The sequence below is a fragment of the Streptomyces sp. NBC_00647 genome (assembly GCF_045207245.1).
In the GTDB taxonomy this organism is placed as follows: Bacteria; Actinomycetota; Actinomycetes; order Streptomycetales; family Streptomycetaceae; genus Streptomyces.
This window is the reverse complement of sequence record NZ_CP109040.1, coordinates 6,532,803-6,555,144: the sequence shown is the minus strand read 5'-3', so window position 1 is coordinate 6,555,144 and position 22,342 is coordinate 6,532,803. Positions and strand designations below refer to the sequence as shown.

The window sequence follows — 22,342 nt, the reverse complement described above, 5'->3', positions numbered from 1 at the left end:
CGACGCCCCAGCAGCAGACCGAGAGGTTCCGTCGTGTCCCGTTCGATCCAGCGCCGCACCTTCCTGAGCGCCACCGCCGCGACCGTCGCCGCCCTCGCGACGACCACCGCGGGCACACCGTCCGCGAGCGCCACACCTCGCGTCTCCCCTCCCCATGAGCCCACTCCTCGTATCTCCACCGCCTTCGAACTCCCCGACGACCGCGCCTATCCCGAGGGCCTCGCCGCCGACCCGCGCACGGGGACGCTGTACGTGGGCTCGTACACCACGGGCGCCGTCTACCGCGCGAGGCCCGGACACCGCGTGGCCGAGACCTTCCTGCCCGCGGGCGCGGACGGCCGGAACACCGCCAACGGGCTGAAGGTCGACGAGTCCGGCCGCCTCTGGGTGACCGACTCGACGGCCGGGGTCGCCGTCTACGACGTCCGCACCCGCGCCCTGCTGGCCCGCTTCGACGTACCCGGTGACGCGCCCCGCTTCGTCAACGACCTGGCGATCGCCTCGGACGGCAGCGCGTATCTGACGGACAGCGTGCGGGAGGTCGTCTACCGGGTGACACCGGCCCAGCGCGCCCGGGCCGCGGCCCACGGCGGCCGGGCCGTCCTCACCCCCGCCTACGACTTCGGCGGCGTCCTGGCCCCGCACCCGGCCGGCACCTACACCCTGAACGGCATCGTCGCCGGGGACCGCTGCCTGTTCACCGTCGACATGACCGGGGGCGCCCTCTACCGGGTGGACCTCAAAACCGGCGCGATCCGCCACGTCGCCCTGCACGGCGGCGACTTGGCGAACGGCGACGGCCTGGAGCTGGTCGGCGACACCTTGTGGGCCGCCCTCAACAAGACCGACACGATCACCCGCTGGCGCCTGTCGGCGGACGGCCTCGCCGCCCGCCTGGAGCGCAGCGTCACCGATCCCGCGCTCCAGATCCCGACCACGCTGGTGCGCCGCGGCGGCCGCACCCTCGTCGTCCGCTCCCAGTTCGACAAGGGCGGCCCGATGGGACCGGGCACACCGGAGACCCCGTTCACCGTGGCCTGGGTGCGCGGCATCTGAACATCCGAACAGCAGAAGGGCCGACCCCGTACCTTCGCCGCGTGTCCGAGCGGCGTCGCGCCGCGGCAGAACCCGAAGCCGGCGGGAATGCGGTCCGGACGGTACCGGCGGCCGCCGTTGTCACATCGCCGATCCTCGGCTAGCGGGGCTGCCACGCCCGCACGAGATCCTCCGGCCCCCAGTGCGCGGTGAGCGGCAAGTCATCGACCACTCCACAGCGGGAGACAGCGACCAGTGGAGTATCCGGGGAGGCGCCGGGGACAGCGAGCATGTCACGTACCAGGGTGTCGTACTCATGACGGCCGAATCGCTGGGTCTCCAGCCACTTGACCGACCCGACGAACTGCACCTTCCGGGCCGCCGGCTCGCGGTCCGCACCGACCAGGTCGATCTCGGGGTTGTTCCGACGGTTCCACCAACCGCCGATGGCCTCTGTCTCGGGCCACTCGTCATTGGGCATCAGCCGCAGCAAGGACTCACGGATCAAGGGCTCGACCGCTCGACCGCGCCAGGTGCTCCATGACCGCTCGATGCGTTCCCATGCCAAGTCGCCGCGGCCTCGCTCGATGAGGGGGATCGCTCGCGCCAGGAAGGCCAGCCAGAACCGCAGATAGGGGTCGGCGATCCGGTAGCGCTTGTTCTTGCTGTCCGGCTTGCCCGACAGGGGGAGGTCAGCGGCCAGGACCCGCTTGGTCTGCAGCAACGCGAGCAGCGGCGAGAGCGTGCCGGACGGGAGTGCGCCGGCGCCGCCGGCCTGGGCTGCGATCGCGCTGAACGTGCGCTCACCGCTCCCGACCGCTTCCAGTACCGCCCGTGAGTGCGAAGCCTCGGGGAATTCCCCCAGCAATGACAGCTCGCCGGCCACCAGCAGGGGCGAGAGTGGATTGGCGAACGCCGCTCGCAAGAAGTCCGCGCGCCCCATTCCCGGCCGCCACGACTGCACAATCTCGGGGAATCCGCCTGTGATCAATTGGGCGTCGACGGCCTCTGCGGCATCGAGCTCTGTCATGGCTTGCACATCGGCCAGGTTCAGGGGGTGAACGGTCATTTTGGCCGCGCGCCCGAAGAACGGGCGTCCGTACGACTGCAGTGCCTCCATCACCGATGTGTCACTGCCGACCAGCAGCAGAAGCATGGGTTTTGAAGACAGATAACGGTCCCAGACGGTTTGGAGTGCGCCCTCGAATTCCTGATCCTGCTCCACCAGCCAGGGCACTTCGTCGATCACCACGACGCTGGGTGTGTCATCGGGTACCGCGAGAGCCAACGAGCGCAGGGCCTGATTCCAGTCCTGGGCCTGAAGGCCGGCGACCAGCTCCGCCCCCGGCAGGAGCGACTGCGCGAGCGTCGCGGCAAATTCGGCACGCTCCGCCACGGGGTTACGCCCCCGGGTGGCCTGGAACACCGCGTACGGCGCTTCGGAGCGGTCACAGAACTCCTGAGCCAGTCGCGACTTCCCCACCCGGCGCCGGCCCGTCATGATCACAGCGCGCCCTCGGGTGGCCCCGGCGCCCTCTGCCACTGTCCGGTACTGCTCCGCCAGCAGTTCGAGATCTCCGGCCCGGCCTTGGAACTCCATGACACACCCCAGGGCAGCTAACGTAGATAGATTCTTACGTAGATTCAATCTTACTTCACTGAGCCTGCTGTTGAACGAAAAGGCACAGGGCCCGACTCCGAAGAGTCGGGCCCTGTCTGCACTGCAGGTCCGCCATGCCACCAACGTGACGCCATGGCATCCGCTCACACGTTGAAGCGGAACTCCACCACGTCGCCGTCCTGCATGACGTAGTCCTTGCCCTCCATGCGGGCCTTGCCCTTGGCGCGGGCCTCGGCGACCGAGCCCGTCTCGACCAGGTCCGCGAAGGAGATGACCTCGGCCTTGATGAAGCCCTTCTGGAAGTCGGTGTGGATGACACCGGCGGCCTCGGGGGCGGTGGCGCCCTTCTTGATCGTCCAGGCGCGGGATTCCTTGGGGCCTGCCGTCAGGTAGGTCTGCAGGCCGAGGGTGTTGAAGCCGACGCGGGCGAGGGTCGCCATGCCGGGCTCCTGGACGCCGACCGACTCCAGGAGTTCCTTCGCGTCCTCCTCCTCGAGCTCGGCGAGGTCCGCCTCGAGCTTGGCGTTGAGGAAGATCGCCTCGGCGGGGGCGACCAGGGCACGCTGCTCGGCCTTGAAGTCGTCGTCGACCAGCTCGTCCTCGTCGACGTTGAAGACGTACAGGAACGGCTTGGTGGTGAGCAGGTGCAGGTCGTGCAGCAGCTCCTCGTTGCCGGAGCCCTGGACGATGCCCGCGGAGAAGAGGGTGTCGCCCTTCTCCAGGATCGCCTGCGCCGCCTCGACCGCCGCGACCTTCGGGCCGATGTCCTTCTTGATGCGCGACTCCCGCTGGAGGCGCGGCAGGACCTTCTCGATCGTCTGGAGGTCGGCGAGGATCAGCTCGGTGTTGATCGTCTCGATGTCGTCCTTGGGCGAGACCTTGCCGTCGACGTGCACGACGTTCTCGTCCTTGAAGGCGCGGATGACCTGGCAGATCGCGTCCGACTCGCGGATGTTCGCGAGGAACTTGTTGCCCAGGCCCTCACCCTCCGAGGCACCCTTCACAATGCCCGCGATGTCGACGAAGTCGACGGTCGCCGGGAGGATCTTCTGCGAGGAGAAGATCTCGGCCAGCTTGGTGAGACGGGCGTCCGGGACGCCGACCACACCGACGTTCGGCTCGATCGTGGCGAACGGGTAGTTGGCCGCGAGCACGTCGTTCTTGGTCAGGGCGTTGAACATGGTCGACTTGCCGACATTGGGCAGACCGACGATTCCGATCGTGAGCGACACGTTGCGACTTCCCGTACGAGAGGATGGGCGAAAGGCCCTCCAGGAGAGCGGGCCGATCCACCAGTCTACGGCGTGGTCCGGCCCGTACCGGCGAGGTATCGAACGCATGGCCAAGCTCTTTCCATGGCCTGCCTTCCGCCGGCCTCCGGCGTGTCCGAAGAGCCATTCCACACATAAAACGACCTAAGTTGGTCCAGTGGAGCAACACAGGACGCGTCCCCCTCAGTACAGACCGCGACGCGGTGCACCCGTTCCGGCACAGGGCGGGCGGGCCGCGGGCGACGGTGCGAGAAGGGCCGCCCCGGTGTCGCGGCGGCCCGCGCCCGCGGGCGTGCGGGAGGCGCGGCGGATGCCGAATCCCCGGCTGACCGGGCTCGGCGGCGGATTGTTCTGCGGGGCGTCGATGTTCGCGCTGGCCTGCCTCGACCAGCTGCTGTTCGGGGGATCCCTGACGGTCTACGGGGTGCTGTTCCTGCCCGTGTGCGTACTGACCGCGCTGTGGGTGCGGCCCGGTGACCTGGTGACCGCCCCCGTGATCGTGCCGATCGCCTTCACCTTCGGGCTGCTGCCGATCGCCGACGACAGCGGCGGCGGCGTCAGCGGCAGCTTCATGGGGCTGGTCACCGCCCTCGCCCTCCAGGCGGGCTGGCTGTACGGCGGGACGCTGGCCGCGGGCCTCGTCGTGACCGCCCGCAAGGTCCGCCTGATGAGCCGCCGGGCCGCCCGACGGCGGGCCCAGGCGCGCGGCAGCCTGCCGGGCGGCAGGCAGCCCCGCTGACCCCTCGTTCCGCTGCGGATTCCCGTCCCGCTCGGGTTCGGGTTCCCGTCCCGCCTCGGGTTCCCGTCCCCTCGCGGGCGGTGTCGCGGCTACTGCGCGAGCTTCACCGCGCGCATCGCCGCGCCCACGATCCCCGCGTTGTTCTGGAGCTGGGCCGGGACGATCTCCGCCTTGATGTCCTCGATCAGCGGCAGGAACTTCTCGGCCTTACGGCTGACACCGCCGCCGATGATGAACAGTTCCGGGGAGAAGAGCATCTCGACGTGGGCGAGGTACTTCGTGACGCGGCGCGCCCAGTGCTCCCAGGTCAGCTCGTGGTCGTCCTTGGCCTTGGTGGAGGCCCGCTTCTCCGCGTCGTGGCCGTTCAGTTCCAGGTGGCCCAGCTCGGTGTTCGGGACCAGTTCGCCGTCGATGAAGAGGGCACTGCCGATGCCGGTGCCGAAGGTGAGCAGGATGACCGTGCCCTGACGGTCGCGGCCCGCGCCGAACTGCATCTCGGCGACGCCCGCCGCGTCCGCGTCGTTCAGCACGGTCACCGGGAGGCCGCCCAGCCGCTCGCTCAGCAACGCGCGCGCGTCGGTGTCGATCCAGTCCTTGTCGACATTGGCCGCCGTACGGATCGTGGACCCACCGGTCACCACGCCCGGGAACGTGATGCCCACGGGACCCGTCCAGCCGAAGTGGCCGATGACGTCCTTCACGCCGTCGGCCACCGCGTCGGGTGTCGCGGGTTGCGGGGTGAGCACCTTGAAGCGCTCCGCCGCCAGGTCCCCGCGGTCAAGGTCCACAGGGGCACCCTTGATCCCGGATCCGCCAATGTCCACACCGAAGATCTGCATGGCCCTACGTTACGTCGTACGACTGACGGTCACTTCCCGGGCGTGACGCCCGTGCGCCGCTCCACCAGGGCCGCCGCCTCCGCGCGCAGATCGCGGCGCAGTTCCTTGGGCAGCGAGAAGGTGATGGACTCCTCGGCGGCCTTGACGAGCTCGACGTCCTCGAAGCCGCGCCGGGACAGCCACTCCAGGACCTGCTCGACGAGGATCTCGGGCACGGAGGCGCCGGAGGTGACGCCGACCGTGCTCACGCCCTCCAGCCACGCCTCCTCGATCTCGTCGGCGAAGTCCACGAGGTAGGCCTCGCGGGAGCCGGCGAGCTTGGCGACCTCGACCAGCCGCACGGAGTTGGAGGAGTTGCGCGATCCGACCACGATCACCAGCTCGGCCTCCGCGCCCATCTGCTTCACGGCGAGCTGGCGGTTCTGCGTGGCGTAGCAGATGTCGTCGCTCGGCGGGGAGATGAGCTGCGGGAACTTCTCCTTCAGGGCGTCGACCGTCTCCATCGTCTCGTCGACCGAGAGGGTGGTCTGGGAGAGCCAGACGACCCTGGAGGGGTCGCGGACCTCGACCTTGGCGACGTCCTCGGGGCCGTCGACCAGCGTGATGTGGTCGGGGGCCTCGCCGGAGGTGCCGATGACCTCCTCGTGGCCCTCGTGGCCGATCAGGAGGATGTCGAAGTCGTCGTTCGCGAACCGGACGGCTTCCTTGTGGACCTTGGTGACCAGCGGGCACGTCGCGTCGATGGTCGCGAGCTTGCCCTTCGCGGCCTCGTCGTGGACGACGGGGGCGACGCCGTGCGCCGAGAACATGACGATGGACCCCTCGGGGACCTCCGCCGTCTGCTCGACGAAGATCGCGCCCTTCTTCTCCAGGGTCTGCACGACGTACTTGTTGTGGACGATCTCGTGGCGGACATAGATCGGGGCCCCGTACTGCTCGAGGGCCTTCTCGACGGCGATCACGGCACGGTCCACGCCCGCGCAGTAGCCCCGGGGGGCGGCGAGCAGGACACGGCGGCCAGGCGAAGCAGTCATGCCCCCATCGTAAGGCCGCGCCCGGCAGGTCAAAGATCGCCTCCTTGGAGAGACTGTGGGGAGCCGGAGGGGTGGGGCCGGGCGCGACCCTCGGGAGGCACGATGTCCGACACGCAGACCACCGCCGGCTCGGGCGCGGCGAAGCACGGACTCCGGCGCAGCCTCGGCTTCCGGGATCTGGTCGTCTACGGGCTGCTGTTCATCGCCCCGATGGCGCCGGTCGGGGTCTTCGGGACGCTGGACGCGAAGTCGCACGGGGCGGTCGCGCTGGTCTACGTCGTCGCGACGGTCGCCATGGCGTTCACCGCGTTCAGCTACGCGCAGATGGTCCGGGTGGTCCCGCAGGCGGGCTCGGTGTTCGCCTACGCGCGCGCGGGGCTCGGGAAGGAGGCCGGGTTCGTCGCCGGGTGGATGGTGATGCTGGACTATCTGCTCATTCCGGCGGTGGCCTACCTGTTCTCCGGGATCGCGATGAACTCCCTGGTCCCGGAGGTCTCCCGGTGGGTGTGGACCGCGCTCGCCGTCGTCGTCACGACGTTCCTCAACCTCTGGGGCGTCCGCACCGCGGCGCGGGTCGGCTTTCTGGTGCTCGCGATGGAGATCGTGGTCCTTCTTGTCTTCGTCGTGTCGGCGGTCGTGATGCTCGCGCGCGACGGCGCGCACCGCGACTGGCTGTCCCCGCTGTCGGGTGACGGCACACAGGGCGCGTTCGCGCTGTCGGCGGTCATCGGCGCCGTCTCGGTCGCCGTCCTCTCCTTTCTGGGCTTCGACGCCATCGCCTCCTTCGCCGAGGAGGTGACGGGCGGTTCGGAGAAGGTGGCCCGCGCGGTCCTGTTCTGTCTGGCGCTGGCGGGTGTGCTGTTCGTGGCGCAGACCTATCTGGCGTCGCTGCTGGAGCCGCTGTCGTCCGCGCAGCTCGCCGCCGACCCCGCGAAGCAGGGTCCGGCCTTCTACGACGCCGTGGACGTGTCCGTCGGCTCGTGGCTGCACAACCTGGTGGCGGTCAGCAAGGCGATCGGGGCGGCTTTCGCCGCGCTGGCCGGGCAGGCCGCGGCCGGGCGTCTCGTCTTCGCGATGGCCCGGGACCGGAGGCTGCCGCGGGCGCTGGCGCGGACCGACTCCGGGGTGCCGCGGGCGGCCCTGTCGTGTGCTGCGGTGATCACTCTGGTCGCCGCGGTCTGGGCGGCGCGCCGCGACGACGGCCTCGACAAGCTGGTCTCGGTGGTCGACATCGGCGCGCTGACCGCGTTCACCCTGCTGCACGCGTCCGTGGTGGGCTGGTTCGCCGTACGTCACCTGGGCGGGCCGGTGGTGTGGTGGCGGCACGTCCTCGTCCCCGTGCTGGGCGCGGCGATCACCGTCGCGGTGATGGTCGAGGCCTCGGGTACGGCCCAGGTGGTGGGCCTCGTCTGGCTGGCGGTGGGCCTGGTGGTGCTCCTCGCCCAACGGGGGCGAACCGGACCGGAGACCGGGTAACGCCTGCCGGGCGGACCGGACCCGAGACCGCGTAACGCCGGCCGGGCCGGCCGGGCCGGAGACCGGGTGGCGCCTGCCGGGCCCGGAGGCCGGGTAACGCCGGCCGGGGGTGCCGGAGACCGGGCCGCCCGGGCCCGGTCCGGGGGTGCAGGCGTTGTCGGTGGTGGCCACTACGCTCGGGCGCATGGCTCTCAACACGTCCGCGGACGCTCCGCTGCCCGTCGGCGAGGTGTCCCGGCTCATCGGGGGATGGATCGACCGGCTCGGCGCGGTGTGGGTCGAGGGGCAGATCACCCAGTTGTCGCGGCGCCCCGGCGCGGGGGTCGTCTTCCTGACGCTGCGCGACCCGTCGTACGACATCTCGGTGAGCGTGACCTGCTACCGGCAGGTCTTCGACGCCGTCGCCGACGTGGTGAGCGAGGGCGCCCGGGTGGTGGTCCACGCCAAGCCTGAGTGGTACGCGCCGCGTGGGCAGCTGTCCCTGCGGGCCGCCGAGATCAAGCCGGTGGGGGTGGGCGAGCTCCTCGCCCGGCTGGAGCAGCTGAAGAAGTCGCTGGCGGGCGAGGGACTGTTCGCGGCCGAGCGGAAGAAGCCGCTGCCGTTCCTGCCGCAGCTCATCGGGCTGGTGTGCGGGCGCGCGTCGGCGGCCGAGCGGGACGTGCTGGAGAACGCGCGGCACCGCTGGCCCGCCGTCCGCTTCGAGGTGCGCAATGTCGCCGTGCAGGGCGTCCACGCCGTCCCGCAGGTCGTGCAGGCGGTGAAGGACCTGGACGCGCTCGACGAGGTCGACGTGATCATCGTGGCGCGCGGCGGCGGCAGCGTGGAGGATCTGCTGCCGTTCTCCGACGAGCAGCTCGTCCGGGCGGTCGCGGCCTGCCGTACGCCCGTCGTGTCGGCCATCGGGCACGAGCCCGACAACCCGCTTCTGGACCATGTGGCCGACCTGCGGGCGTCCACACCGACCGACGCGGCCAAGAAGGTCGTGCCGGATGTCGGCGAGGAGTACGAGCGGGTGCGGTTCCTGCGGGACCGCGCGCGGCGCTGCGTCATGTCGTTCATCGACCGCGAGGAGCGGGGCCTCGCGCACGCGCTGGCCCGGCCCTCGATAGAGGATCCGCACCGGATGATCGACGAGCGGGCGGACCAGGTCGCCGCGCTGCTCGACCGGGGGCGGCGCACCCTCGGGCATCTCCTGGACCGCGCGGACTCGGAGCTGACGCACACGCACGCGCGCGTGGTGGCCCTCTCCCCCGCGGCGACCCTCCAGCGGGGGTACGCGGTGCTGCAGAAGGCCGACGGTCATGTGGTCCGGGACCCGGCCGAGGTCGTGGCGGACGAGACGCTGCGGGCGCGGGTCGCCGAGGGTGAATTCACGGTTCGAGTCGATGCATAGGGTGGGCGCATGACCAGCAAGGTGGACGAGGCGCTCGGGTACGAGCAGGCGCGGGACGAGCTGATCGAGGTCGTACGCCGCCTGGAGGCGGGGGGTACGACCCTCGAGGAGTCCCTGGCGCTCTGGGAGCGGGGCGAGGAGCTGGCCAAGGTGTGCCGGCGCTGGCTGGAGGGCGCGCGGGCGCGCCTGGACGCGGCCCTGGCCGAGGAGGAGTCGGAGTCGCGGCAGGAGGACACCGGCACCGGCTCGGATTCCGAGTAACGACCGACGACGACGGCGGCCGGCCCCGGTGGGGCCGGCCGCCGTCGTCCTGCGTGCCGGGAGAACCGAAGCCCTCTCCTCGCACCCTCTGACCTGTGAAGCGGATCACCATACCCCGCTTTTGGTTGAACTTTAAACCTTCCCGTCGTAGTGTCGTTCTCGCCAACAGATCCCCCGGGATCCACCGCACGCACCGAGAAGGTTCTTCATGTCTCTCGTCCTTGACCCCACCGCTCAGGACCTGCTGTTCCGCGAGGCCCGCACGGCGAACACGTTCACCGACGAGCCGGTGACCGACGAGCAGGTGCAGGCGATCTACGACCTGGTCAAGTTCGGCCCGACCGCCTTCAACCAGTCGCCGCTGCGCATCACCCTGGTCCGCTCCCCGGAAGCCCGTGAGCGCCTGGTGCAGCACCTCGCCGAGGGCAACCAGGCGAAGACCGCCGCCGCCCCGCTGGTCGCGATCCTCTCCGCGGACAACGAGTTCCACGAGGAGCTGCCGGCGCTCCTCCCCCACTTCCCGGCCGCCAAGGACCTCTTCTTCTCCGAGCGCCCGGCCCGTGAGGGTGCCGCCGCGCTGAACGCCGCGCTCCAGGCCGCGTACTTCATCATCGGCGTCCGCGCCGCCGGCCTCGCCGCGGGTCCGATGACCGGCGCCGACCTCGCCGGCGTCCAGAAGGAGTTCCTGGACGACGACCACACCCCGCTGATGATCGTCAACATCGGCAAGCCGGGCGAGGACGCCTGGTTCCCGCGCTCCCCGCGCCTGGACGCCGACCAGGTCATCACGACCGTCTGATCACCGGTTCGACCACCGGCACCGCCGGAACAACCGGTCGATTCCGCACCAGCACGAGAAGGGCCCCCGGCATCACCGCCGGGGGCCCTTCTCGTACATCCGTACGCGGGGTGCCTACGAGGTCTTCAGGGCCTGCGCCATCTTCGCGAGCGTGCCGAACGAGCCGGTGCCGGTCACCACGGTCGTCGAGCCCTTGCCCTTGAGGACGAGGGCGTCGTAGTGGTCCCCCTCGTAGCGCTGCCAGGTCTGGTCGCCGATGCGCTGGGTGGCCTTGGTCTGCCGCGCGCCCTGGCTCGCCGAGTCGATGAACACGGCCGGCCGCTGAGTGGACTGCTCGACCGCCACGTACTGACCGTCGGGGGCCTGGTAGCCCAGGTGCCACACGTCGAACTCGCTGCCGTCGTACCGCACCGAGGTCGGCTTCCACGCCGTCGGCAGACCCTCGGGCGCCGCCACGGGATAACTCGCCGCGCGGCGAGCCGTGAGCAGCTCGACCCTGTAGTCGACACGCTTGAGATCGGGCTCTGATGCGTCGTGCGGGATGAAGATGTAGATAACGCCCGCCATGAGCCCGATGAGGCCCAGGGAGAGAATCATGTCCCGGACCGACTGCTTGCCTTTCATACCTGCCACGGCCCTATCGTCGCAGGTGCCCTGGCCTGCTCATCCGTGGGGCCCCCTGCTCATTTTTCAAGTCTGGCGATAGAGTCGGGGTCATCACCCTCATCCGGCCGTCGTCGTATCAGAAAGGTGCGTGTCGATGACCGAGCATCATCTGCCGTCAGAACTCGAAGTACCGTCGGAAGCCCCCGACCGTAACCTCGCCCTCGAACTCGTCCGCGTCACCGAGGCCGCCGCGATGGCCGCGGGCCGCTGGGTCGGCCGCGGCGACAAGAACGGCGCCGACGGCGCCGCCGTCCGGGCCATGCGAACCCTTGTCTCCACCGTCTCGATGAACGGCGTCGTCGTCATCGGCGAAGGAGAGAAGGACGAGGCCCCGATGCTCTTCAACGGGGAGCGCGTGGGCGACGGGACCGGCCCCGAGTGCGACATCGCCGTCGACCCGATCGACGGGACGACGCTCACCGCCAAGGGCATGACGAACGCGATCGCCGTGCTCGCCGCCGCCGACCGCGGCACCATGTTCGACCCGTCCGCGGTCTTCTACATGGACAAGCTGGTCACCGGCCCGGAAGCCGCCGACTTCGTCGACATCAACGCGCCCGTGTCGGTGAACATCCGCCGGGTCGCCAAGGCGAAGCGGGTCACGCCCGAGGACGTCACCGTCGTCATCCTCGACCGGCCGCGCCACGACGGCATCATCAAGGAGATCCGGGAGACCGGCGCGCGCATCAAGCTGATCTCCGACGGCGATGTCGCGGGCTCGATCCTCGCGCTGCGCGAGGGCACCGGCATCGATCTGCTGCTCGGCATCGGCGGCACGCCCGAGGGCATCATCTCGGCCTGTGCGGTCAAGTGTCTCGGCGGCACCATCCAGGGCAAGCTGTGGCCGAAGGACGACGAGGAGCGGCAGCGGGCGGTCGACGCCGGGCACGACCTCGACCGCGTCCTGACCACGAACGACCTGGTCTCCGGCGAGAACGTCTTCTTCGTCGCGACCGGCATCACCGACGGCGAACTGCTGCGCGGGGTGCGCTACCGCTCCGAGACCGCGACGACCGAGTCGATCGTGATGCGGTCCAAGTCCGGAACGGTCCGCCAGATCACGTCGGAGCACCGGCTCAGCAAGCTGCGCGCGTACAGCGCGATCGACTTCGACCGCGCCAAGTAGGACCACCGGCCGAACGGGCCGGGCGCCTTCGAAGGCGCGGAAGGGGCGCCCCTTGTGCGGAGGGGCGCCCCTTTTCCGTACGCGGGTGTCAGCCGGCCGCGGCTATCGGCCCCCGCGCCTTCTTGAGTTCCAGGTCGCGGCGGCGGCGCCTGGCGAGCACGACACGGCGCTCGGCGGCGGTGAGGCCGCCCCAGACGCCGTACGGCTCGGGTTGCAGCAGCGCGTGTTCGCGGCACTCGACCATGACGGGACAGCGGGCGCAGACGCGCTTGGCGGCCTCCTCACGGGAGAGCCGGGAGGCGGTCGGCTCCTTGGAGGGGGCGAAGAACAGGCCGGCTTCGTCACGCCGGCACACCGCCTCGGTGTGCCATGGCGCTTCCTGATCCCTGTCCCGCACTGGCGCCCGCTGGGCCGGAACGGCAGCTACCTGCAGGGACTGATGCGGCGGTTGCAGCACGGTCTACTCCTGACGACGGCTTCGCGAGCGTGCCGGGCACCGCGGAAAGTTCCGCTGCGCCCTCCAAGAGACGATGCAGCAAGGCCTACCCGCTGTGCGCGCGCCTATGCACTGTGTTCCGAAGCCCGGGCCTTCTCCCGCGTGATCGATCGTCCGGACCCGGACCACCGCGCTCCGCCGCCGATCCGTTCCCGGGCGTCAACGATCCAGGTGCTTGCGCAGACTCCGGTCCACCCGGTCGGCCACGCGGTCGTTCACCCGGCTCGTGACCCGGTCGAGGATGTCCGCGATCAGCTTGCCGCGCTTGGGCCTCGCCTCGACGTTCCCGAGGACGGCGAAGCCGTCGACGTAGACCACGGGTGCGTCGGGGTCGCCCGAATCGAGCGTGTCCACCTCGAAGTTGCCCAGCACACCGCCGCCGTTGCCCCGCAGCGAGACATTCTCCGGGACACGGACCTCGACGTTTCCGAAGACGGAGACCGCCTTGATCACGACCTGCTGGTACTCGAAGATCGCCTCGCTCAGGTCGATCTCCACACTGCCGAAGACCGCGTACGCGTGGATGCGGCGGCCCGCCCGCCAGCGGCCCTTGCGGACGGCGGCGCTGAAGACCGCCACCACGTTGTCGTCGGCCTCGGCGGGGATCTCGCCCTGGGTGGGGCGGTTGGGCGCCGAACCGTACGCCGAGGTCGCGCGGCCGGTGTGGGCGGCGGGCAGGTCCCGGACGAACTGGTCGAGCTCGCCCACCGTCTTGGTGGCCAGCACTCCCTCCACCCGCTCGGCGTGCTCCTCCGGGGTCAGGCGCCCCTCGGCGAGGGCCTCGCGCAGGATGTCGGTGATCCGGTCGCGGTCGGCGTCGGAGGCACGCAGCTCGGCCGGCTTCGCCGCCGTGGCGGGGGTCGCGTCGGGGTGCTTTTGAAGGTCCACGACAGCAGCGTACCCAAACGCGATAGATCGCGACTACCCCCCGCGCGGCGCCTGTGGAAAACCCTCCGTCCGTCCGGGCCGTCGGTCCGGTGTCCGAACTGAGCCTTACCTCACAACCTCGGCGTCCCTGTCAGGTTCTACGCTGGTGGACGCTGCCAATGAAGGCCGGCCTCCGGCGAGTGAGCCGAAGGGGCGCGCCCGAGGCGAACGAGCCCCAAAGCTGTCTGTCGAGTGAGGAATGGGCGAGATGCCTGAGTTCGCGTACACCGATCTGCTCCCCCAGGGAGAGGACACCACCCCGTACCGGCTGGTGACCTCCGAGGGTGTCTCCACCTTCGAGGCCGACGGGCGCACGTTCCTCAAGGTGGAGCCGGAGGCGCTGCGCAAGCTCGCCACGGAGGCCATCCACGACATCCAGCACTACCTGCGGCCGGCGCACCTCGCCCAGCTGCGCCGCATCATCGACGACCCGGAGGCCTCGGCGAACGACAAGTTCGTCGCCCTGGACCTGCTGAAGAACGCGAACATCGCGGCGGCCGGCGTCCTCCCCATGTGCCAGGACACCGGCACGGCGATCGTCATGGGCAAGCGCGGCCAGAACGTGCTCACCGAGGGCGGCGACGAGGCCGCCCTCTCGCGCGGCATCTACGACGCGTACAAGAACCTGAACCTGCGCTATTCGCAGATGGCCCCGCTGACCATGTGGGACGAGAAGAACACGGGCTCGAACCTGCCGGCGCAGATCGAGCTGTACGCCACCGACGGCGGCGCCTACAAGTTCCTGTTCATGGCCAAGGGCGGCGGCTCCGCCAACAAGTCGTTCCTCTACCAGGAGACGAAGGCGGTCCTCAACGAGGGCTCCATGATGAAGTTCCTGGAGGAGAAGATCCGTTCCCTCGGAACGGCCGCCTGCCCGCCGTACCACCTGGCGATCGTCGTCGGCGGCACGAGCGCCGAGTACGCCCTGAAGACGGCGAAGTACGCCTCCGCGCACTACCTGGACGAGATCCCGTCCGAGGGCTCCGAGCTCGGGCACGGCTTCCGGGACAAGGAGCTGGAGGAGAAGGTCTTCGAGCTGACCCAGAAGATCGGCATCGGCGCGCAGTTCGGCGGCAAGTACTTCTGCCACGACGTGCGCGTGGTGCGCCTGCCCCGCCACGGCGCGTCCTGCCCGGTCGCGATCGCCGTCTCCTGCTCGGCCGACCGCCAGGCCGTCGCGAAGATCACCGCCGAGGGCGTCTTCCTGGAGCAGCTGGAGACCGACCCCGCGCGCTTCCTGCCGGAGACCACGGACGAGCATCTCGACGAGGCCGGCGACGTCGTGAAGATCGACCTCAACCAGCCGATGGACGACATCCTCGCCGCGCTGACGAAGTACCCGGTCAAGACCCGGCTCTCGCTCTCCGGCCCGCTCGTCGTGGCGCGCGACATCGCGCACGCCAAGATCAAGGAGCGGCTGGACGCGGGCGAGGAGATGCCGCAGTACCTGAAGGACCACCCGGTGTACTACGCGGGCCCGGCCAAGACGCCCGCGGGCTACGCTTCCGGCTCCTTCGGCCCGACGACCGCCGGCCGCATGGACTCCTACGTCGAGCAGTTCCAGGCGGCGGGCGGCTCCAAGGTGATGCTGGCCAAGGGCAACCGCAGCAAGCAGGTCACGGACGCCTGCGACACGCACGGCGGGTTCTACCTCGGCTCCATCGGCGGCCCGGCCGCCCGCCTCGCCCAGGACTGCATCAAGAAGGTCGAGGTCGTCGAGTACGAGGAGCTCGGCATGGAGGCCGTCTGGAAGATCGAGGTCGAGGACTTCCCGGCCTTCATCGTCGTCGACGACAAGGGCAACGACTTCTTCCAGGATCCCGCCCCCGCCCCGACCTTCACCTCGATCCCGGTGCGGGGCCCCGGACTGGCGTAGTGCGGGCCCGTACGACGTCCTGGGTGACGTCGTACGGGTGCCGCGTGCCGCGCCGTACGGGTGACGTCGTACGGGGTGCCCTGCGCGAAGCCCTCCGTGTCCTGCGAACGGCCGCCGGCAAGGCGGCCGTTCGTTCGTCGCGGCCCCGCCGGCACTGGGCCGCACGGACCAACGGCTTCGCGCGCGCCGGGCGGGAACAGCCGCGGGCTCCGGGATGCTGTCCCCCATGGAGGTGTCACCGATGACAGATGGCCAGGGCGAAGGCGCGTACCGGATCGAGCACGACTCCATGGGCGAGGTGCGGGTGCCCGCGGAGGCGAAATGGCGGGCGCAGACGCAGCGTGCCGTGGAGAACTTCCCGATCTCGGGGCAGCGCCTCGAGCGCGCGCACATCGAGGCCCTCGCCCGGATCAAGGCGGCCGCCGCGAAGGTGAACGGCGAGCTGGGCGTGATCGACAAGGATGTCGCGGAGGCGGTCCAGGAGGCGGCCGCGGAGGTCGCCGAGGGGCGCTGGGACGCGCAATTCCCGGTCGACGTCTTCCAGACGGGCTCCGGGACGTCCTCCAACATGAACACCAACGAGGTCATCGCCACGCTCGCGACCGAGCGGCTGGGCCGGGACGTCCACCCCAACGACCACGTGAACGCGTCGCAGTCGAGCAACGACGTGTTCCCGTCCTCGATCCACATCGCCGCGACCGCCGCCGTGACCCGGGACCTGGTGCCCGCGCTGGAGCACCTCGCGGCCGCCCTCGGCCGCAAGTCGGAAGAGTTCGCCGACGTGGTGAAGTCGGGGCGCACCCATCTCATGGACGCGACGCCGGTGACCCTCGGGCAGGAGTTCGGGGGGTACGCGGCCCAGGTGCGCTACGGGGTCGAGCGGCTCCGGGCCTCGCTGCCGCGCCTGGCCGAACTGCCGCTCGGCGGCACGGCCGTGGGGACGGGGATCAACACCCCGCCCGGGTTCTCCGCCGCGGTGATCGCGGAGGTGGCGCGGTCGACCGGGCTGCCGCTGACCGAGGCCCGCGACCATTTCGAGGCGCAGGGGGCGCGCGACGGGATCGTGGAGACGAGCGGTCAGCTCAGGACCATCGCGGTCGGGCTGACCAAGATCGCGAACGATCTGCGGTGGATGGCCTCCGGGCCGCGCACCGGACTGGCCGAGATCAGCCTCCCGGATCTCCAGCCGGGATCCTCGATCATGCCGGGCAAGGTGAACCCGGTGATCCCCGAGGCGGTGCTGATGGTCGCCGCGCAGGTCACCGGGAACGACGCGACCGTCGCCACGGCGGGCGCGGCGGGGAACTTCGAACTGAACGTCATGCTGCCGGTGATCGCCAAGAACGTCCTGGAGTCGGTCCGGCTGCTCGCCAACGTCTCGCGGCTGCTCGCCGACCGCACGGTGGACGGAATCGTCGCCCACCGGGAGCGGGCGCGCGAGTACGCGGAGTCGTCGCCGTCCGTGGTGACACCGCTGAACAAGTACATCGGGTACGAGGAGGCCGCCAAGGTCGCCAAGAAGGCGCTCGCGGAGCGGAAGACGATTCGCCAGGTGGTGCTGGAGTCCGGGTACGTGGAGCGCGGAGACCTGACCCTGGAACAGTTGGACGAAGCGCTGGATGTCCTGCGGATGACGCGCCCGTAACGGCCCGCATCCGTGGAAAAACGCCTGATGACGGCTCCGTAACAGCAGGTCCCCGATCGCGGGAACCGTGACGCGCGCCGCAGCGTCGCATGCCTGGGGCACCTAATATCTGGTCATGGCAGAGGGTGGAGCGGTGAGGCGGGCGGAAGAGGGCGGGTCGGCGGCGTACTGGGAGCCCGGGAGCCAGATCCTGTGGCGGTACCGGGAGAACGCCGGTGAGCGCGTCCACATCTGCCGTCCCGTGACGGTCGCACGCGACGACGCCGAACTGCTCGCGGTATGGATGGCGCCGGGCACGGAATGCGTGAAGCCTGTGCTCGCCGACGGTTCGCCGGTGCACGGGGAGCCGCTGGAGTCGCGCTACACCAAGCCGCGCACGGTCCGGCGCGACCGCTGGTTCGGGACCGGGGTGCTGAAGCTGGCGCGCCCGGGCGACGCCTGGTCGGTGTGGCTGTTCTGGGAGCCGGGCTGGCGTTTCAAGAACTGGTACGTGAATCTGGAGGCTCCGCTGACCCGTTGGGCGGGCGGGGTGGACTCCGAGGATCACTTCCTCGACATCTCGGTCCACCCGGACCGCAGTTGGCGCTGGCTCGACGAGGACGAGTTCGCGATGGCGCAACGGGCCGGTCTGATGGATGCTCAACTGGCGGCACGCGTACGGGAGGCGGGGTGGTCGGCGGTGGAGGTGATCCGCGCGTGGGGCGCGCCGTTCTCGGACGGATGGCAGCACTGGAGGCCCGATCCGGGCTGGCCGGTTCCCGTTCTGCCGGATGACTGGGACCGTACGCCCGCGCACGTGTCCTCATGAGACCCTTGATGCGCCCCCGTGGTACAACCGTAGGATCGTCTTCCGCAAGGGCGCACGGCAGCAACAACTCCCGCAGGATGAGCCGAGCTTGACCATATGTCACCGAGGGGCGGCAGGACGTGAGCGAGGGGTACGAGGCGTACGGCGGCGTGGCCGGCCAGGGACCGGTCGCACCGCGCGGGCTCGCCACCACGGCCGTGCGGGCGGGGGCTTCGGCCACCGGCCTCCTGTCGGCACGGGTCGTTTCCGGCCGTCCGCGGGCCGTACCGTGCCGGGCTACGGCGGCCCTTGCCGTCGGTCCCGGCCCTGACGACGCGCAGAATCCGTTCCTGGGGCACACATTCCGGGTATCGGGGCTGCGGGACGAACTGCACGCACGGCGCGCAGCCCCGGACGGATGGACTCGACACGCGTGACGGAGCACCCCACCTCGCACGAGCGCCGGCAGAGCGGCGCCGGCCGGCCGCCCGCCCCCGCGGACCCTCGCGGGGCGCTCCTGCGTACCCCGGAGCAGCCGTCCCAGCTGCCGGGGTCCGGAGCGTTACCGGTACAGGCACGCACGGGCGACGCCCCGAGGAGTTCGGGTACGGCCGCGCCGCGCGGCAAGCGCGGCAAGGCCGGCGGCAAGGCGTCCCCGGACGCCGGCGTGTCCGCGTCCTCCGGCACGGACGCGCCCACACCCCCGCCCGCCTCTCCCGGCCCCGGCCCGGAGCACTCCCAGCCGTCGGCGACCGAGCCCGATCCGCACCGCCCGCGCCCCGCGCCGGAGAGCATCCCGATCCAGCCGGACGCCGAGCAGGCCCGTTCCTCGCGGACCTCCGGCGGCAAGGAGCGCCGTACCGGGCAGAGCCTGCCGCAGGGCGGTCCGATGCCGATGCGGCGCGACGGGGACCGGCTGCGCTTCGTGGGCGCCGCGACCCGGCGGATCGCCCGGGGCATCGACCTCGACGAGATCGTGATGGGGCTCTGCCGGGCCACCGTGCCGACCTTCTCGGACGCGATCCTCGTCTATCTGCGCGACCCGCTGCCGGTGGGCGACGAGCGGCCGACGGGTCCTCTCGTGCTGCGGCTGCGGCGTACCGACCGGATTCCCGAGGAGCGGGACACCGAGAGCGGTTTCCTGTCCGTGCTGCGGCCGGAGCCCAGTGAGCTGTCGGCGATGACGGCCGAGCTGTGCGAGGTGCGTCCCGGCGGCGCCCTCGCCGAGGTGCTGCGCGGGGTGCGGCCGGTGTTCGCGGACGCGCCGGCCGCCCGGGCGGCGCTGCCCGAGCTGCTCGGCGACGATCTGCCGGTCCCGAGCGGGCAGCGGGCGATCCTCGCCCCGCTGCGCGGCCGGCGCCGGGTGATCGGCGCGGCGCTGTTCCTGCGCCGTCCGGAGCGTCTCGCCTTCGAGGCGGACGATCTGCTGGTCGCCGCCCAGCTCGCCACGCACAGCGCGCTCGGCATCGACAAGGCGGTGCTGTACGGCCGTGAGGCGTACATCGCCGACGAGCTCCAGCGGACGATGCTGCCCGAGACGCTGCCGCGGCCCACGGGGGTACGGCTCGCGTCCCGCTATCTGCCGGCCGCCGAGACGGCGCGGGTGGGCGGCGACTGGTACGACGCGATCCCGCTGCCGGGCAGCCGTGTCGCCCTGGTCGTCGGTGACGTGATGGGCCACTCCATGACGTCGGCGGCGATCATGGGCCAGCTGCGGACGACGGCGCAGACCCTCGCGGGGCTGGATCTGCCGCCGCAGGAGGTGCTGCACCATCTCGACGAGCAGGCGCAGCGGCTCGGCACCGACCGCATGGCGACCTGCCTGTACGCCGTCTACGACCCGGTGTCGCACCGGATCACCATCGCCAACGCGGGCCATCCGCCGCCGGTGCTGCTGCATCTGGGCGGGCGGGCCGAGGTACTGCGGGTGCCGCCGGGCGCTCCGATCGGTGTGGGCGGGGTCGACTTCGAGGCGGTGGAGCTGGACGCGCCGGCCGGGGCGACGCTGCTGCTGTACACCGACGGGCTGGTCGAGTCGCGGCTCAGGGACGTCTGGACCGGCATAGAGCAGCTGCGGGAGAAGCTCGCCGCGGTCGCGGCGCTGACCGGGCCCGATCATCCGCCGCCGCTGGAAGCGCTGTGCGACGAGGTGCTGGACATGCTCGGTCCGGGTGACCGGGACGACGACATCGCGCTGCTCGCGGCGCGGTTCGACGGGATCGCGCCGAGCGATGTCGCGTACTGGTTCCTGGAGCCGGAGGACGCGGCGCCGGGCCGGGCCCGGCGCCTGGCCCGGCGGGCGCTGGCCCGCTGGGGCATGGAGGACATGACCGACTCCGTGGAGCTGCTGGTCAGCGAGGTCGTGACGAACGCGGTGCGGTACGCGTCGCGGCCGGTGACGCTGCGGCTGCTGCGGACGGACGTCCTGCGTTGCGAGGTCGGTGACGACGTGCCTCAGCTGCCGCGGCTGCGGCAGGCGCGGGCCACGGACGAGGGCGGTCGCGGGCTGTTCCTGGTGAACCGGCTGGCGAGGCGGTGGGGGGCGACCCGGCTGAGCACGGGAAAGGTCGTCTGGTTCGAATTGAACCGGAGCTGACCGGGTACTCGTCCGGCCTCGCCCTCGCGGGCCGGCGTTGAACCGGTGCCGGGCCGGCCCGGCACCGAACCGTGCCGGTGCGGGACCCCGTCCCCATGTTGCCGACATGGTGTCGGCGGCGTTGACTGCTGGGGTGAGCGAAGCGACCTGACGACCTCATCTCCGACGGGAGGACGCTCGTGACGCAGGCATCCCGGAAGGCTCCGTACACCACGAACAACGTCGGGATTCCGGTGGAGAGCGACGAACACTCGCTCACCGTCGGACCCGACGGCCCGATCCTGCTCCAGGACCACTACCTCATCGAGAAGATGGCGCAGTTCAACCGGGAGCGGGTCCCCGAGCGGGTGGTGCACGCCAAGGGCAGTGGCGCGTACGGATTCTTCGAAGTCACCAACGACGTCAGCCAGTTCACCAGGGCGGACCTGTTCCAGCCGGGCAGGCGCACCGAGATGCTGGCCCGCTTCTCGACCGTGGCGGGCGAGCAGGGCTCACCCGACACCTGGCGCGACCCGCGCGGTTTCGCGCTGAAGTTCTACACCGAGCACGGCAATTACGACATGGTGGGCAACAACACCCCGGTCTTCTTCGTCCGTGACACGATCAAGTTCCAGGACTTCATCCGCTCGCAGAAGCGCCACCCGGCGACGGGTCTGCGCGACCACGACATGCAGTGGGACTTCTGGACCCTCTCACCCGAGTCGGCGCACCAGGTGACCTGGCTGATGGGCGACCGGGGCCTCCCGAAGACGTACCGCCACATGAACGGCTACAGCTCCCACACCTACATGTGGATCAACGGCGCCGGTGAGCGGTTCTGGGTGAAGTACCACTTCAAGACCGACCAGGGCGTCGAGTTCCTCACCCAGGCTGAGGCCGACGAGCTGGCGGGGACGGACCCGGACGTGCACCGCCAGGATCTGTACGGGTCGATCGATTCCGGGAACGCGCCGAGCTGGACGCTGAAGGTCCAGATCATGCCGTTCGAGGACGCGGCGGACTACCGGTTCAACCCCTTCGACCTGACCAAGGTCTGGCCGCACGGGGACTACCCGCTGATCGACGTGGGGCGCATGGTCCTTGACAAGAACCCCGAGGACTACTTCATCCACATCGAGCAGGCCGCCTTCGAGCCCTCGAACCTGGTGCCCGGCATCGGGCCCTCGCCGGACAAGATGCTGCTGGGCCGGCTGTTCTCGTACCCCGACACCCACCGGTACCGGATCGGCCCCAACTACACCCAGCTGCCGCCCAACCGGCCGCACTCCCCGGTGAACTCGTACGCCAAGGACGGCCCGATGCGCTACGAGGCGTCGAACGCGGCCCGTCCCTACGCGCCCAACTCCTACGGCGGCCCGGCGGCCGACTACGGGCGGTTCGGTGACCCCGCGAGCTGGCAGACCGCCGGTGAGCTGGTGCGCGAGGCGTACAAGCCGCACCGCGAGGACGACGACTGGGGCCAGGCGGGCACGATGGTGCGCCAGGTTCTCGACGACGCGGCTCGCGACCGTCTGGTGGGGAACGTGAGCGGCCATCTCCAGGCCGGCGTGACCCGCCCGGTCCTGGACCGCGCCATCCAGTACTGGCGCAACGTGGACAAGGAGATCGGCGACCGGATCGCGCACAGCGTCAACGGCGACTGACCCGGCCGGAAGGCCCGAAGACGCGAAGACGCGAAGACGCGCGGAGGGGGCACCCGGAGTTCCGGGTGCCCCCTCTTGCGTGCTCAAGCGCTGCCGACTCCTACGCGCTCAT

At 70.6% G+C, this 22,342-nt stretch carries 19 protein-coding genes; 12 read left to right on the top strand and 7 right to left on the bottom strand.

What is annotated here, in order from left to right; translation table 11 throughout:
• The first annotated feature begins 33 nt into the window (after positions 1-33).
• Positions 34-1,056 (top strand): SMP-30/gluconolactonase/LRE family protein, encoded by a 1,023-nt coding sequence (locus tag OG788_RS28945; RefSeq protein WP_406374352.1) that lies wholly within the window; start codon positions 34-36, stop codon positions 1,054-1,056.
• 139 nt (positions 1,057-1,195) lie between these two features.
• On the opposite strand, the gene OG788_RS28940 is transcribed toward OG788_RS28945, so the two are convergent.
• On the bottom strand, positions 1,196-2,635 hold the full coding sequence (locus OG788_RS28940; RefSeq protein WP_406374351.1) for an ATP-binding protein: 1,440 nt from the start codon (positions 2,633-2,635) through the stop codon (positions 1,196-1,198).
• 164 nt (positions 2,636-2,799) lie between these two features.
• Positions 2,800-3,888, bottom strand: a complete 1,089-nt coding sequence (gene ychF, locus OG788_RS28935) for a redox-regulated ATPase YchF (protein ID WP_351548895.1) — start codon at positions 3,886-3,888, stop codon at positions 2,800-2,802.
• Between the two features lie 349 nt (positions 3,889-4,237).
• On the opposite strand from ychF, the gene OG788_RS28930 reads away from it, so the two are divergent.
• The gene (locus tag OG788_RS28930) at positions 4,238-4,666 is read left to right on the top strand and encodes a DUF6542 domain-containing protein (RefSeq protein ID WP_356750516.1); all 429 of its coding nucleotides are present in this window, start codon (positions 4,238-4,240) and stop codon (positions 4,664-4,666) included.
• 89 nt (positions 4,667-4,755) lie between these two features.
• On the opposite strand, the gene ppgK is transcribed toward OG788_RS28930, so the two are convergent.
• Together ppgK and OG788_RS28920 are read right to left on the bottom strand one after the other, a co-directional pair.
• Positions 4,756-5,505 carry a polyphosphate--glucose phosphotransferase gene (ppgK, locus tag OG788_RS28925; protein WP_406374350.1) on the bottom strand — a complete coding sequence of 250 codons (750 nt, stop codon included), beginning with the start codon at positions 5,503-5,505 and terminating at the stop codon, positions 4,756-4,758.
• Positions 5,506-5,534: 29 nt separating this feature from the next.
• The gene (locus OG788_RS28920) at positions 5,535-6,539 is read right to left on the bottom strand and encodes a 4-hydroxy-3-methylbut-2-enyl diphosphate reductase (RefSeq protein ID WP_356750512.1); all 1,005 of its coding nucleotides are present in this window, start codon (positions 6,537-6,539) and stop codon (positions 5,535-5,537) included.
• 102 nt (positions 6,540-6,641) lie between these two features.
• Here OG788_RS28920 and OG788_RS28915 point away from each other — a divergent pair, with 102 nt between their 5' ends.
• The 4 genes from OG788_RS28915 to OG788_RS28900 all read left to right on the top strand — a co-directional run bounded on the left by OG788_RS28915 (position 6,642) and on the right by OG788_RS28900 (position 10,468).
• Positions 6,642-8,015, top strand: a complete 1,374-nt coding sequence (locus tag OG788_RS28915; RefSeq protein ID WP_406374349.1) for an APC family permease — start codon at positions 6,642-6,644, stop codon at positions 8,013-8,015.
• 184 nt (positions 8,016-8,199) lie between these two features.
• Positions 8,200-9,408 carry an exodeoxyribonuclease VII large subunit gene (xseA, locus tag OG788_RS28910; protein ID WP_351541035.1) on the top strand — a complete coding sequence of 403 codons (1,209 nt, stop codon included), beginning with the start codon at positions 8,200-8,202 and terminating at the stop codon, positions 9,406-9,408.
• Positions 9,409-9,417: 9 nt separating this feature from the next.
• Positions 9,418-9,669 (top strand): exodeoxyribonuclease VII small subunit, encoded by a 252-nt coding sequence (locus OG788_RS28905; protein ID WP_351541038.1) that lies wholly within the window; start codon positions 9,418-9,420, stop codon positions 9,667-9,669.
• A gap of 208 nt (positions 9,670-9,877) precedes the next feature.
• On the top strand, positions 9,878-10,468 hold the full coding sequence (locus OG788_RS28900; protein ID WP_406374348.1) for a malonic semialdehyde reductase: 591 nt from the start codon (positions 9,878-9,880) through the stop codon (positions 10,466-10,468).
• Between the two features lie 114 nt (positions 10,469-10,582).
• Here the strand turns inward: OG788_RS28900 and OG788_RS28895 are convergent, their stop codons facing one another.
• Entirely contained in the window at positions 10,583-11,101 is a 519-nt protein-coding gene (locus OG788_RS28895) for a DUF4245 domain-containing protein (RefSeq protein ID WP_351541044.1), read from the bottom strand.
• Between the two features lie 127 nt (positions 11,102-11,228).
• On the opposite strand from OG788_RS28895, the gene glpX reads away from it, so the two are divergent.
• On the top strand, positions 11,229-12,260 hold the full coding sequence (gene glpX, locus OG788_RS28890; RefSeq protein ID WP_266762314.1) for a class II fructose-bisphosphatase: 1,032 nt from the start codon (positions 11,229-11,231) through the stop codon (positions 12,258-12,260).
• 88 nt (positions 12,261-12,348) lie between these two features.
• On the opposite strand, the gene OG788_RS28885 is transcribed toward glpX, so the two are convergent.
• Together OG788_RS28885 and OG788_RS28880 are read right to left on the bottom strand one after the other, a co-directional pair.
• Positions 12,349-12,717 carry a WhiB family transcriptional regulator gene (locus tag OG788_RS28885; RefSeq protein WP_266762312.1) on the bottom strand — a complete coding sequence of 123 codons (369 nt, stop codon included), beginning with the start codon at positions 12,715-12,717 and terminating at the stop codon, positions 12,349-12,351.
• 198 nt (positions 12,718-12,915) lie between these two features.
• The gene (locus OG788_RS28880) at positions 12,916-13,644 is read right to left on the bottom strand and encodes a DUF1707 domain-containing protein (protein ID WP_351541048.1); all 729 of its coding nucleotides are present in this window, start codon (positions 13,642-13,644) and stop codon (positions 12,916-12,918) included.
• A gap of 247 nt (positions 13,645-13,891) precedes the next feature.
• On the opposite strand from OG788_RS28880, the gene OG788_RS28875 reads away from it, so the two are divergent.
• The 5 genes from OG788_RS28875 (at position 13,892) to OG788_RS28855 (ending at position 22,230) form a co-directional block, all read left to right on the top strand.
• Positions 13,892-15,559 carry a fumarate hydratase gene (locus OG788_RS28875; RefSeq protein ID WP_351541051.1) on the top strand — a complete coding sequence of 556 codons (1,668 nt, stop codon included), beginning with the start codon at positions 13,892-13,894 and terminating at the stop codon, positions 15,557-15,559.
• A gap of 241 nt (positions 15,560-15,800) precedes the next feature.
• Positions 15,801-17,204, top strand: coding sequence for a class II fumarate hydratase (locus tag OG788_RS28870; RefSeq protein WP_406374347.1), 1,404 nt, complete (start codon positions 15,801-15,803; stop codon positions 17,202-17,204).
• A gap of 115 nt (positions 17,205-17,319) precedes the next feature.
• Entirely contained in the window at positions 17,320-18,012 is a 693-nt protein-coding gene (locus OG788_RS28865; protein WP_356750500.1) for a DUF402 domain-containing protein, read from the top strand.
• A gap of 412 nt (positions 18,013-18,424) precedes the next feature.
• Positions 18,425-20,587 (top strand): SpoIIE family protein phosphatase, encoded by a 2,163-nt coding sequence (locus tag OG788_RS28860; RefSeq protein ID WP_406374346.1) that lies wholly within the window; start codon positions 18,425-18,427, stop codon positions 20,585-20,587.
• A 179-nt stretch (positions 20,588-20,766) separates the two neighbouring features.
• Complete coding sequence (locus OG788_RS28855) at positions 20,767-22,230, top strand: catalase (RefSeq protein WP_406374345.1); 1,464 nt, start codon at positions 20,767-20,769, stop codon at positions 22,228-22,230.
• Positions 22,231-22,342: the final 112 nt, after the last annotated feature.

Excerpts from the sequence above, each read along its gene's own strand:
- OG788_RS28900 (WP_406374348.1), top strand. The coding sequence starts at position 9,878 with ATGTCTCTCGTCCTTGACCCCACCGCTCAGGACCTGCTGTTCCGCGAG.
- OG788_RS28920 (WP_356750512.1), bottom strand. The coding sequence starts at position 6,539 with ATGACTGCTTCGCCTGGCCGCCGTGTCCTGCTCGCCGCCCCCCGGGGC.
- OG788_RS28870 (WP_406374347.1), top strand. The coding sequence starts at position 15,801 with ATGACAGATGGCCAGGGCGAAGGCGCGTACCGGATCGAGCACGACTCC.
- glpX (WP_266762314.1), top strand. The coding sequence starts at position 11,229 with ATGACCGAGCATCATCTGCCGTCAGAACTCGAAGTACCGTCGGAAGCC.
- OG788_RS28940 (WP_406374351.1), bottom strand. The coding sequence starts at position 2,635 with ATGGAGTTCCAAGGCCGGGCCGGAGATCTCGAACTGCTGGCGGAGCAG.
- xseA (WP_351541035.1), top strand. The coding sequence starts at position 8,200 with ATGGCTCTCAACACGTCCGCGGACGCTCCGCTGCCCGTCGGCGAGGTG.
- ppgK (WP_406374350.1), bottom strand. The coding sequence starts at position 5,505 with ATGCAGATCTTCGGTGTGGACATTGGCGGATCCGGGATCAAGGGTGCC.
- OG788_RS28915 (WP_406374349.1), top strand. The coding sequence starts at position 6,642 with ATGTCCGACACGCAGACCACCGCCGGCTCGGGCGCGGCGAAGCACGGA.
- OG788_RS28905 (WP_351541038.1), top strand. The coding sequence starts at position 9,418 with ATGACCAGCAAGGTGGACGAGGCGCTCGGGTACGAGCAGGCGCGGGAC.
- OG788_RS28930 (WP_356750516.1), top strand. The coding sequence starts at position 4,238 with ATGCCGAATCCCCGGCTGACCGGGCTCGGCGGCGGATTGTTCTGCGGG.
- OG788_RS28875 (WP_351541051.1), top strand. The coding sequence starts at position 13,892 with ATGCCTGAGTTCGCGTACACCGATCTGCTCCCCCAGGGAGAGGACACC.
- OG788_RS28865 (WP_356750500.1), top strand. The coding sequence starts at position 17,320 with ATGGCAGAGGGTGGAGCGGTGAGGCGGGCGGAAGAGGGCGGGTCGGCG.